General features: G+C 62.7%; 9 protein-coding genes. 8 read left to right on the top strand and 1 reads right to left on the bottom strand.

Annotated features, from left to right (window positions below):
* Positions 1-118: 118 nt before the first annotated feature.
* The gene (gene rmf, locus ACODTD_RS21350) at positions 119-334 is read left to right on the top strand and encodes a ribosome modulation factor (protein ID WP_003223300.1); all 216 of its coding nucleotides are present in this window, start codon (positions 119-121) and stop codon (positions 332-334) included.
* 138 nt (positions 335-472) lie between these two features.
* Here the strand turns inward: rmf and ACODTD_RS21345 are convergent, their stop codons facing one another.
* A complete protein-coding gene (locus tag ACODTD_RS21345) occupies positions 473-1,492 on the bottom strand; it encodes a quinone-dependent dihydroorotate dehydrogenase (RefSeq protein ID WP_011333259.1) in 1,020 nt (339 codons plus the stop codon).
* Between the two features lie 222 nt (positions 1,493-1,714).
* On the opposite strand from ACODTD_RS21345, the gene ACODTD_RS21340 reads away from it, so the two are divergent.
* From ACODTD_RS21340 to ACODTD_RS21310, 7 genes are all read left to right on the top strand, one after another.
* On the top strand, positions 1,715-2,926 hold the full coding sequence (locus ACODTD_RS21340) for a CmpA/NrtA family ABC transporter substrate-binding protein (protein WP_221615605.1): 1,212 nt from the start codon (positions 1,715-1,717) through the stop codon (positions 2,924-2,926).
* Positions 2,927-2,941: 15 nt separating this feature from the next.
* Positions 2,942-3,517 carry an ANTAR domain-containing response regulator gene (locus ACODTD_RS21335; RefSeq protein WP_007916390.1) on the top strand — a complete coding sequence of 192 codons (576 nt, stop codon included), beginning with the start codon at positions 2,942-2,944 and terminating at the stop codon, positions 3,515-3,517.
* A 220-nt stretch (positions 3,518-3,737) separates the two neighbouring features.
* Positions 3,738-4,949, top strand: coding sequence for a nitrate/nitrite transporter (locus ACODTD_RS21330; protein ID WP_489105168.1), 1,212 nt, complete (start codon positions 3,738-3,740; stop codon positions 4,947-4,949).
* A gap of 7 nt (positions 4,950-4,956) precedes the next feature.
* Positions 4,957-6,627: a bifunctional protein-serine/threonine kinase/phosphatase gene (locus tag ACODTD_RS21325; RefSeq protein ID WP_489105167.1), complete on the top strand. Its 1,671-nt coding sequence runs from the start codon at positions 4,957-4,959 to the stop codon at positions 6,625-6,627.
* A 309-nt stretch (positions 6,628-6,936) separates the two neighbouring features.
* Positions 6,937-9,390, top strand: a complete 2,454-nt coding sequence (nirB, locus tag ACODTD_RS21320) for a nitrite reductase large subunit NirB (protein ID WP_045121673.1) — start codon at positions 6,937-6,939, stop codon at positions 9,388-9,390.
* On the top strand, positions 9,387-9,704 hold the full coding sequence (nirD, locus tag ACODTD_RS21315) for a nitrite reductase small subunit NirD (protein ID WP_007951992.1): 318 nt from the start codon (positions 9,387-9,389) through the stop codon (positions 9,702-9,704). Before nirB ends, nirD begins: the two co-directional genes overlap by 4 nt.
* On the top strand, positions 9,704-12,418 hold the full coding sequence (locus tag ACODTD_RS21310; RefSeq protein ID WP_201817791.1) for a nitrate reductase: 2,715 nt from the start codon (positions 9,704-9,706) through the stop codon (positions 12,416-12,418). The genes nirD and ACODTD_RS21310 overlap by 1 nt, the downstream gene beginning before the upstream one ends.
* Positions 12,419-12,426: the final 8 nt, after the last annotated feature.

Genomic DNA, 12,426 nt, shown 5'->3' with positions numbered 1-12,426 from the left:
CGGCGTCAACACCTTGGCTCGCCACGCCGGCAGCGAGCCGCCAACGGCAGAGTTTTTCTGCCAGACCTCAGTTGAGGTCGACGCGACAAAAACAGTCAACAAGTGAGGGAAACACCCTATGAGAAGACTTAAGCGTGATCCGTTGGAAAGAGCATTTTTGCGCGGATATCAATATGGCGTTGGTGGCAAATCCCGTGAGCTTTGCCCATTTACTCTACCGTCGGTACGTCAAGCCTGGATCAACGGCTGGCGAGAAGGACGCGGCGACAACTGGGACGGTATGACCGGCACTGCGGGAATCCACAGACTCAACGAACTTCACGCCGTCGGCTGACACAGGGCACTTATTGCGACACGACAATCTGATTTCGTAACGACCTGATCACCATGCACGTCCTTCCCGGACGGCGGGCTACGGCCCAGGGGCTCCTTCGAGGAGCCCTTTTTTATGCCTGCCTTTTAAATCCGCAAATCAGCGCTTGGCGGCGATCGCGTCCACGGACTCGCGGATCAGCGCCGGGCCCTTATAGATGAAGCCGGAGTAGATCTGCACCAGGCTCGCGCCGGCAGCGATCTTCTCGGCCGCATGCTTGCCTTCGGTGATGCCGCCCGCCGCGATGATCGGCAGCTTGCCGCCCAGCTCGGACGCCAGCACTTTCACGGTGTGGGTGCTCTTCTCACGCACCGGCGCGCCGGACAGACCGCCCGCCTCGTCACCGTGTTCCATGCCTTCGACGCCCACGCGGCTGAGGGTGGTGTTGGTGGCGATCACCGCGTCCATCCCGGTTTCGATCAGCGCCTGGGCGACTTGCGCGGTTTCTTCGTCGGTCATGTCCGGCGCGATCTTGATCGCCAGCGGTACATGTTTGCCGTGGCGCAGGGCCAGTTCGGCGCGGCGCGTGGCCAGGTCCGCCAGCAATTGCTTGAGCGAATCACCGAATTGCAGGCTGCGCAGGCCCGGAGTGTTCGGCGAGCTGACGTTGACCGTGACGTAACTGGCGTGGGCGTAGACCTTGTCCAGGCAGATCAGGTAGTCATCCACGGCGCGCTCGACCGGGGTGTCGAAGTTCTTGCCGATGTTGATCCCCAGCACGCCCTTGTATTTGGCCGCCGCCACCCGCGCCAGCAGGTTATCCACACCGAGGTTGTTGAAACCCATGCGGTTGATGATCGCCTCGGCTTCCGGCAGGCGGAAAATCCGTGGTTTCGGATTGCCCGGCTGCGGGCGCGGGGTCACGGTGCCGATTTCGACAAAACCGAACCCCAGCTGGGCGAAGCCATCGATGGCCGCGCCGTTCTTGTCCAGACCGGCCGCCAGACCGACAGGGTTCGGGAACTGCAGGCCCATGACGTTTACCGGCAACGACGCCGGCGCCTTGCACAGCAAGCCATTGAGGCCCAAACGCCCGCCCGCGCCGATCAGATCCAGCGACAGATCGTGGGAGGTTTCCGGGGAAAGTTTGAACAACAGCTGACGGGCCAGGGTGTACATGGGCGGCTATGACTCGGGCGGCGAAAAGAGGCGGCGATTATAGCCGGGCATCGCCCCGCCGCGCGAGGCGCACGGGTAAATCGGTGCGCATGGCATATGCCTTGCACCCTCCTCGGCATCAGCCCGCAGGCCAATGGTGGCGCGCAGGCAAAGACAATGGCGTCGTCTCTCGGTTTTGCGCGGGCAAAGCCTGGGACGACGTTTTTTTTGAGGGTGGCTTTCATGACTCAAACCTCCGCCGGGCCGCTGGCCTGGGTCAACGGCAGCGATGCCCCGGAAAAAAGTGCGATCAACCTGGGCTTCATGGCCCTGAGCGACTGCGCCTCGCTGGTGGTCGCCGCCACCCAGGGCTTTGCCCAGCCTTACGGCCTGACCCTGAACCTCAAGCGCCAGAGTTCCTGGGCCAACCTGCGGGACAATCTGGTCAGCGGCGAACTCGATGCCGCCCACAGCCTTTACGGCCTGATCTACGCGGTGCATCTGGGCATCGGCGGCGTCGCGTCAACCGACATGGCGGTACTGATGGGCCTGAACCAGAACGGCCAGAGCCTGAACCTGTCCCACGGTTTGCAGGGCCTGGGCGTGACCGGTCCTGAAGCGCTGCACCACCATGTGCACCAAACCCGCGCAAAACTGACCTTCGCCCAGACCTTCCCGACCGGCACCCATGCCATGTGGTTGTATTACTGGCTGGCGAGCCAGGGCATTCATCCGTTGCAGGATGTCGACAGCGTGGTGGTGCCGCCACCGCAAATGGTCGCGCACCTGCAGGCCGGGCGCATCGATGGCTTCTGCGTCGGCGAGCCGTGGGCGGCCAGCGCCGTGCAGCAGAATCTAGGCTTCACGCTGGCCACCAGCCAGACCATCTGGCCCGATCATCCGGAGAAAGTTCTCGGCTGCACCCGCGCGTTCGTCGAGCAGTACCCCAACACCGCCCGCGCGTTGGTGATGGCGATCCTCGAAGCCAGCCGTTTCATCGAAGAAAGCCCGGAAAACCGCCGCAGCACCGCGCAGTTGCTGAGCGCTGCGGAATACCTCGACGCCCCGGTGTCCTGCATCGAACCACGCTTTCTCGGCGACTACGACGATGGCCTGGGCAATCGCTGGCAGGACCCGCACGCCCTGCGCTTTCACGGCGATGGCGCGGTGAATCTGCCGTACCTGTCGGACGGCATGTGGTTCATGACCCAGTTCCGCCGCTGGGGCTTGCTGCGCGATGACCCGGACTACCTCGCCGTCGCCCGGCAGGTGCAACAACTGGAGATCTATCGCGACGCGGCGACTGCTGTGGGCGTCGCAGCTTGGGGCAAAGACATGCGCAGCAGCCAGTTGATCGACGGCAAAATCTGGGACGGCAGCGATCCGGCCACCTACGCCCGGAGCTTCAAGCTCCATGCGCTGAGCGACAGCGCGCCCCTTCTTGCCCAGCGCTGACAGGAGACCGCGAATATGTTGCGCATTCTGCTGATCAACGACACCGCGAAAAAAGTCGGACGCCTGAAAGCCGCGCTGACCGAGGCCGGTTTCGAGGTGATCGACGAGTCGGGCCTGACCATCGATTTGCCGGCGCGCGTCGAAACGGTGCGTCCGGACGTGATCCTGATCGATACCGAGTCACCGAGCCGCGATGTGATGGAGCAAGTGGTGCTGGTCAGCCGCGACCAGCCCCGGCCGATCGTGATGTTCACCGACGAACATGACCCCGGCGTGATGCGTCAGGCGATCAAGTCCGGGGTCAGTGCCTACATCGTCGAAGGCATTCATGCACAACGCTTGCAGCCGATTCTCGACGTGGCGATGGCCCGCTTCGAAAGCGACCAGGCCTTGCGCGCCCAGCTTCAGGCGCGCGACCAGCAACTGGCCGAGCGCAAGCGCATCGAACTGGCCAAAGGACTGCTGATGAAAATGAAGGACTGCAACGAAGAAGAGGCCTACACCCTGATGCGCCGCCAGGCCATGAGCCGCCAGCAGAAACTGATTCAGGTGGCAGAGCAGATCATCGCGATGAGCGAGTTGCTTGGCTGAGCTGGCACAAATCTCGCTAGGCAATCCCTACAGGTAACCAACGGCGGTTGCCCCACCTACGACAAAGACGTCGCTCACCTTCTTCGCCCCTTTCGGCGATCCGGGTAGCGGCGTTTTTTCGTTTTGGCCCCACAGCCCGGGGCCGGTGGTGCGGCCGTGGCGGCGCCCCACTGTGCTGGTTCTGACTCCTTCTCGAGATTCTCTACAGCTGAGGTGCGCGATGAATAAAAGCTTCTGGAAATCCGGCCACACCCCGACCCTGTTCGCGGCCTTCCTGTATTTCGACCTGAGCTTCATGGTCTGGTACCTGCTCGGCCCGCTGGCGGTGCAGATTGCTGGCGACCTGCACCTGACCACCCAGCAGCGCGGTCTTGTGGTCGCCACGCCGATTCTGGCTGGCGCGGTATTGCGTTTTGCGATGGGCATGCTCGCCGATCGCCTGTCGCCGAAAACCGCCGGGCTGATCGGCCAGGTGATCGTGATCTGTGCGCTGTTCGGTGCCTGGAAGCTGGGCATCCACAGTTACGAACAGGCCCTGCTGCTCGGCCTCTTCCTCGGCATGGCCGGTGCGTCGTTCGCCGTGGCCCTGCCGCTGGCCTCGCAATGGTATCCGCCGGAACATCAGGGCAAGGCGATGGGCATCGCCGGGGCCGGCAATTCCGGGACTGTGTTCGCGGCACTGATCGCCCCGGTGCTGGCGGCGGCGTTTGGCTGGAGCAATGTATTCGGGTTCGCCCTGATCCCGTTGATCCTGACCCTGGTGCTGTTCGCCTGGCTGGCGAAAAACGCGCCGGAGCGGCCGAAAGCCAAATCCATGGCCGACTACTTCAAGGCCCTGGGCGATCGCGACAGCTGGTGGTTCATGTTTTTCTACAGCGTCACCTTCGGCGGCTTCATCGGCCTGGCCAGCGCCCTGCCCGGTTACTTCAACGATCAATACGGCCTGAGCCCGGTGACCGCCGGTTACTACACCGCCGCCTGCGTCTTCGGCGGCAGCCTGATGCGTCCCCTCGGTGGCGCACTGGCTGACCGATTCGGTGGTATTCGCACGCTTTTGGCGATGTACACGGTCGCCGCAGTTTGTATCGCGGCGGTCGGTTTCAACCTGCCAAGTTCCTACGCGGCGCTGGCACTTTTCGTCTGCACCATGCTCGGTCTCGGCGCGGGTAATGGCGCGGTGTTCCAACTGGTGCCGCAACGTTTCCGTCGCGAAATCGGCGTGATGACCGGACTGATCGGCATGGCCGGCGGCATCGGCGGCTTTGCCCTGGCGGCAGGCATGGGCGCGATCAAACAGAGCACCGGCAGCTATCAACTGGCGCTGTGGTTGTTCGCCAGCCTTGGCGTATTGGCCTGGTTCGGTCTGCACGGGGTCAAACGTCGCTGGAGAACCACTTGGGGTTCGGCGGCCGTGACCGCTGCCCGGGTCTGAGGCCCGAATGGCTCTGCAACTGAGCTTCGCCGAAGCCAGCGCCACAGGCCCCCGCGCGGAAAATCAGGACGCCTTGCGCCTGGTGACCCCGGCTCCGGCGCTGGCTGCCAGCAAAGGCTTTCTGTTCGCCATCGCCGACGGCGTGAGCCAGTGCGCCGATGGCGGGCTGGCCGCACGTTCGACCTTGCAGGCGCTGGCACTGGACTATTACGCCACTCCGGAAACCTGGAGCGTGGCCCAGGCCCTCGATCGTCTGCTGCTCGCGCAAAACCGCTGGTTGCAGGCCAACGGTGGCGGCCAGCCGCTGCTCACCACCGTCAGCGCGCTGGTCCTGCGCGGCCGGCGGTTTACCCTGGCGCACGTCGGTGATTGCCGGGTCTATCGCTGGCACGCCGAGACCTTGCAACGGATCAGCGAGGATCACGTCTGGGATCAACCGGGCATGCAGCACGTGCTCAAGCGCGCCATGGGGCTGGATCAGCATCTGGTGCTGGATTTTCTCGACGGCGAACTGCGTGACGGCGAATGTTTTGTGCTGCTCAGTGATGGCGTTTGGGCGGCGCTCGGCGATACCGCCATTGCCGGAATCCTGCGCGATCAACCGGATCTTCACAGTGCCGCGCAAACCTTGGTCAATGCCGCGCATCTGGCCGGCAGTCAGGACAATGCCAGTGCGCTGTTGGTGCGGGTGGATGCTGTTGGCGAGGCCAGCCTCGGCGATGCGCTGATTCATTTGCAGCAGTGGCCGCTGCCCACGTCGTTGAAACCGGGTCAGGTCTTTGAAGGCTGGCGGGTTCAAGAGGTTATAAGCCGGAGCCAGCAATCGTTGTTGTATCGCGTGCTCGATGGTCAGGGCCAGGCGTGGCTTTTGAAGACGTTGCCTGCACAACTGGCAGACGATGCCCAGGCCGGTCAGGCCTTGCTGGCAGAGGAATGGTTTCTCAAACGCGTCGCCGGGCGGCACTTCCCTGAAGTCCATAGCGCCGGTCAGCGTCAGCATTTGTACTACGTGATGCGTGAATATTCGGGGACGACCCTGGCTCAGTTGTTCGGGCAAAACGGCCCGCTGCCGCTGGCTCAGTGGCAGGATCTGGCCGAACGCCTTCTGCGGGCTGTCGGCCTGTTGCATCGACGGCAGATCCTGCACCGCGACATCAAACCGGAAAACCTGCACCTGGGGGACGACGGCGAGTTGCGCCTGCTGGATTTCGGTCTGGCGTATTGTCCCGGTCTGTCGCAGGACGCACCGTCGACCTTGCCCGGAACCCCGAGCTTCATCGCGCCGGAAGCCTTTCAAGGCACGGCGCCCAGCACACACCAGGATCTGTATGCGGTAGGCGTGACCTTGTATTTCCTGCTTATCGGGCATTTTCCCTACGGCGAGATAGAAGCCTTCCAGCGCCCGCGTTTCGGGGTGCCGGTGAGTGCCGGTCGCTATCGCCCGGATCTGCCGGAATGGCTGGCGCAATGCCTGGAGCGCGGGGTCTTGGCCGACCCATTGCAACGTTATGAAACTGCTGAAGAATGGCTGCTGGCTCTGGAACAAGGTGAACGCCGCAGCCTGAATGTGCGCCCTCGTCCCTTGCTGGAGCGTGAGCCGCTGAAGGTCTGGCGGACACTGGCGCTACTGGCACTGCTGGGCAATCTGGTGCTGCTGTTCCTGCTGTTTCATGGCTGACGCGGCGCTCCATTAACGGGCGTGCCGCTTCCATTCAGTGCAAAAACCACAATGAACATCTGGCCAATTCCAGCCTTACCCCAGTGAATTCGCGGCCCGCCGCGACTTGGCACAACCACTGCATTAACGTTTTCAACTGACATAAAGCCCGACCTTCAACGACGAAGGCCAGGCTTCCCGAGAGAACGGGACAAGGACAAAGGCGTCCTCGCTAGGTAACTGGCGGGACGCCTTTTTTGTTTGCGCCATTTTTGTCGAGCAAGGCCTGACTGCCCACAAGAGGCAAGCCCGATGCTCCCGGAGAACCTGATGAAAAAACTCAAACTGGTGATGATCGGCAATGGCATGGCCGGGGTTCGCACCCTGGAAGAACTGCTGAAACTGAGCAACGAGCTGTACGACATCACGGTCTTCGGCGCCGAACCGCACACCAACTACAACCGCATCCTGTTGTCGCCGGTACTGGCCGGCGAACAGACCTTCGAAGAGATCGTGCTCAACGACCTCGACTGGTATCTGGAAAACAACATCAAACTGCTGCTCAACCGCAAAGTGGTGGAGATCGACCGGGTCAAACGCCGAGTGATCGCCGAGGATGGCACCGAGGCCGAATACGATCGTCTGCTGATCGCCACAGGTTCGACCCCGTTCATCCTGCCGATCCCCGGCAACACCTTGCAGGGCGTGATCGGCTACCGCGACATCGCCGACACCCAGGCGATGATCGACACTGCCAAGACCCACAAGCACGCCGTGGTGATCGGCGGCGGCCTGCTCGGTCTCGAAGCGGCCAACGGCCTGATGCTGCGCGGCATGCACGTCACCGTGGTGCACCTCGGTGAATGGCTGCTGGAGCGGCAACTGGACAAGACCAGCGGCCAGCTCCTGCAAACCGCCCTCGAATCCCGTGGCCTGCACTTTCGCCTGTGTGAACAGACCCAGGCCCTGCACGACGCTGGCAATGGTCGGGTCGGCTCGGTGCAATTCAAGAACGGCGACATCATCCCCGCCGATCTGGTGGTCATGGCCGCCGGCATCCGCCCCAATACCGAACTGGCGGAAAAGGCCGGCATCCCGTGCAACCGCGGGATTCTGGTCAATGACACCCTGCAAACCTATGACCCGCGCATCTATGCCATCGGCGAATGCGCCAGCCATCGCGGCATTGCCTACGGCCTGGTGGCGCCGTTGTTCGAACAGGCCAAAGTCTGCGCCAACCACCTGGCGCAACTGGGCTTCGCCCGTTATCAGGGCTCGGTGACGTCGACCAAACTGAAAGTTACCGGCATCGATCTGTTTTCCGCCGGTGACTTCATGGGCGGCGAAGGCACCGAAACCATCACTCTCTCCGACCCGATCGGCGGGGTGTACAAAAAACTGGTGATCAAGGATGACGTGCTGGTCGGCGCCTGTCTGTACGGCGATACGGCAGATGGCGGTTGGTATTTCCGGCAGATTCGTGAGAATCACGCCATCGGCGAGATCCGCGATCACCTCATGTTCGGAGAAAACGCACTTGGCGACGTAGGACATCAGGGCCAGGACAAAGCCATGAGCATGGCCGACAACGCCGAAGTCTGCGGCTGCAACGGCGTATGCAAGGGCACCATCGTCAAGGCGATTCAGGAACACGGCCTGTTCAGCGTCGACGAAGTGAAGAAACACACCAAGGCTGCCAGCTCCTGTGGCTCCTGCGCCGGGCTGGTCGAGCAGATCCTGATCAACACCGTTGGCGGCGCGGCGGACGTCAAACCGAAAAGCGAAAAAGCCATCTGCGGATGCAGCGACCTCAACCACGGCCAGATCCGCCAGGCCATTCGCGAACAGCATTTGCTGACCATCGCCGGCACCATGAGCTACCTCAACTGGCGCACTCCGAACGGCTGCGCCACCTGCCGCCCGGCCCTCAACTATTACCTGATTTCCACCTGGCCAGGCGAAGCCAAGGACGATCCGCAGTCGCGCCTGATCAACGAGCGGGCCCACGCCAACATCCAGAAGGACGGCACTTATTCGGTGGTGCCGCGGATGTGGGGCGGCGTGACCAACCCGTCGGAACTGCGGCGGATCGCCGACGTGGCGGACAAATACCAGGTGCCAATGGTCAAGGTCACCGGCGGCCAGCGCATCGACTTGCTGGGGATCAAGAAACAGGATTTGCCCGGCGTATGGAAAGACCTCGACATGCCGTCCGGCCACGCCTATGGCAAATCCATCCGCACGGTGAAAACCTGCGTCGGCAGCGAGTTCTGCCGCTTCGGCACGCAGAACTCGACCCAGTTGGGCATCGACCTCGAACACGACCTGTTCAACATGTGGTCGCCGCACAAAGTGAAGCTGGCGGTCTCCGGATGCCCACGCAACTGCTCGGAAGCGGGGATCAAGGATGTAGGCATCATCGGCGTCGATTCCGGCTGGGAGATGTACATCGGTGGCAACGGCGGGATCAAGACCGAAGTCGCCGAGTTCTTCGTCAAGCTCAAGACGGCCGAGGAAGTGCGCGAGTACAACGGCGCGTTCCTGCAGCTGTACCGCGAAGAAGCCTTCTACCTCGAACGCACCGTGCACTACCTGCAACGGGTCGGCATGGAGCACATCAAGAAAGCCGTGCTGGAAGACCCCGAGCGCCGCAAGGCCCTGAACGAGCGCCTGCAGTTCTCCCTGTCGTTCGAACAAGACCCGTGGAAAGAGCGCCTGGCGCAGCCGCAACTGAAGAAAGAATTCGACGTGATCCCCGTGAAAAACCTGGAGGTGCCGGCATGAACTGGCTCGATATCTGTGCCCTGGAAGAGATCAACGCCCTCGGTTCGCGGATCATCGCCGGGCCCAAAGGTGACATTGCGATCTTTCGCACAAGCGACGACGAAGTTTTCGCACTGGATGACCGCTGCCCGCACAAGGGCGGCCCATTGTCCCAAGGACTGATCTACGGCAAACGCGTCGCCTGCCCGCTGCACAACTGGCAGATCGACCTGCAATCCGGCGAAGCCCAGGCGCCGGACGTCGGCTGCGCGCACCATCACCCGGCCCGGGTCGAAAACGGCCGCGTGCAACTGGCCCTGCGGGATGCCGTCTGATGAACCGCCAGACGACCGCCTCGACCTGCTGCTACTGCGGGGTCGGCTGCGGCGTGCTGATCGAGCATGACGGCGAGCGCATCCTCGGCGTCAGCGGCGATCCGGCGCATCCGGCCAACTTCGGCAAACTGTGCAGCAAAGGCTCGACCCTGCACCTGACCGGCGATCTGGCGGCCCGGGCGTTGTATCCGGAATTGCGCCTGGGCAAAGGCCTGGCACGCAGTCGTTGCGACTGGGACACCGCGCTGGATCACGCCACCAACGTGTTCGCCGACACCATCGCCGAACACGGCCCGGACAGCGTGGCGTTCTATATCTCCGGGCAGTTGCTGACCGAGGATTACTACGCCTTCAACAAACTGGCGCGGGCGCTGGTCGGCACCAATAACATCGACAGCAATTCGCGGCTGTGCATGTCTTCGGCGGTGGTCGGCTACAAACACAGCCTCGGCGCCGACGCACCGCCATGCAGCTATGAAGACCTGGAGTTGAGCGATTGCGTGGTGATCGTCGGCAGTAACATGGCCTACGCCCATCCGGTGCTTTTTCGCCGTATCGAAGAAGCCAAATCCCGCCGCCCGCAGATGAAAGTCGTCGTCATTGATCCACGGCGCACCGACACCTGCGATCTGGCGGGCCTGCATCTGGCGATTCTGCCGGGCACCGATGTCGCGCTGTTCCATGGGATTTTGCATCTGCTGTTGTGGGAAGACTGGATCGACCGCGATTTCATCAAGGCCCACACCGATGGCCTCGCCGAGCTGAAAAGCCTGGTGCGCGATTACACCCCGGCGATGGTTTCGCAGCTGTGCGGGATCAGCGTCGAGCAGTTGCAGCAATGCGCCGAGTGGATCGGCACCGCGCCGAGTTTCCTGTCGCTGTGGTGCATGGGCCTGAACCAGTCCACCGCTGGCAGTGCCAAGAACAGCGCGCTGATCAATCTGCATCTGGCCACCGGGCAAATCGGCCGGCCGGGTGCAGGACCTTTCTCCCTGACCGGTCAGCCCAATGCCATGGGCGGGCGCGAAACCGGCAGCCTCTCAAACCTTTTGCCCGGTCATCGTGAGGTAGCCAATCCAGAGCACCGCGCCGAAGTCGCGGCGTATTGGGGTGTGGATAAGCTGCCGGAAAACACCGGGCTCAGCGCCATCGAACTGTTTGAACAAGTGCGCAGCGGCAAGATCAAGGCGCTGTGGATTGCCTGCACCAACCCGGCGCAATCGATGCCGGATCAGAACGCCGTGCGCGCCGCGCTGGAGGCTTGTCCGTTCGTGGTTTTGCAGGAGGCGTTCCGTACCACCGAAACCGCAGCGTTTGCCGATCTACTGTTGCCGGCGGCCAGTTGGGGCGAGAAGGAAGGTTCGGTGACCAACTCCGAGCGGCGGATTTCCCACGTCCGCCAAGCCATTGCCGCACCGGGTGAAGCGCGTCCGGACTGGACGATTACCGTTGATTTCGCACAACGCCTGGAGAAACGTCTGCGCCCGCAACAGCCCGGTCTGTTTGCCTTCGAGCAACCGGCGCAGTTGTTTGACGAGTACAAACAACTGACCCGGGGGCGCGATCTGGATTTGTCCGGGATCAGCCATGGGTTGATTGATGAGCTGGGGCCACAGCAATGGCCCTTCCCCGCTGGCGCTCGCCAAGGTACAGCCCGGCTGTATGGCGACGGGATCTTTCCTACAGCGAACGGGCGCGCGCGGTTCGTTGCCGATCCCTATCGCGCCGCCAAGGAACAACGCGACGCGCGCTTTCCCCTGACCCTGATCACCGGCCGCCTGCGTGATCAATGGCACGGTATGAGCCGCACCGGCACGGCGGCGCAGTTGTTCGGCCATGTCAGCGAAGCCGTGTTGAGCCTGCATCCGGACGAATTGCGCCGTCACCGCTTGCAGCCGGGGGATCTGGTGAATCTGAAAAGTCGTCGGGGCGCGGTGATTGTGGCGGTCGCCAGCGATGACAGCGTGCGTCCGGGCCAGGCGTTCCTGCCGATGCACTGGGGCGATCGTTTCCTCAAGGGCGGCGTGAACAGCCTGACCCTGCCCGCCTTCGATCCTTTGTCGAAACAGCCGGAACTCAAGCACAGCGGTGTACGGCTGGAACCGGTGGATTTGCCATGGCAACTGTTCGCACTGATCGAGGGCGATGTTCAACGGCATTTCGAGGCGCTTCGACCGCTCTGTGAGGCGTTTTCCTACGCAAGTCTCAGCCTTGTCGGACGTGAACGGCCTGCGCTGCTGATACGCGCAGCCAGCGCCGTGGCGCCAGAACCGCAATTACTGCGTGAAATCGACCAGTGCCTGGCCCTGATCGACGGGCCGGTGCTGGCTTATGACGATCCTCGCCGCGCCATCGGCAAACGGGTGCGCATTGAAAACGGGCGCATCACTGCGATCCGCCTCGCTGGCGAAACCCTCGCTCAGCACTGGTTGCAAGGCCTGTGGCTGGAAGGTCGTGCCGACGAACAACTGCGGCGCTGGCTGCTGGCGCCGATGAGTGCACCGCCGGGCAATGCCGGGGCGCAGGTTGTGGCGGACAAAACCCTGTGCAACTGCAAGAACGTCAGCCACAGCGCGGTCTGCGCCGGTATCCGTGAAGGTCTGGATCTGCAGGGTTTGAAAAACAAGTTGGGGTGCGGCACGCAATGCGGCTCCTGCGTCCCGGAAATCAAGCGTTTGCTGGCCGCCGAAGTGCGTCCGGTCGCCGTTATCTGAAGAGGAAA

The organism is Pseudomonas sp. FG35 (assembly GCF_057809295.1).
This window is presented reverse-complemented; position numbering and strand designations above follow the sequence as displayed.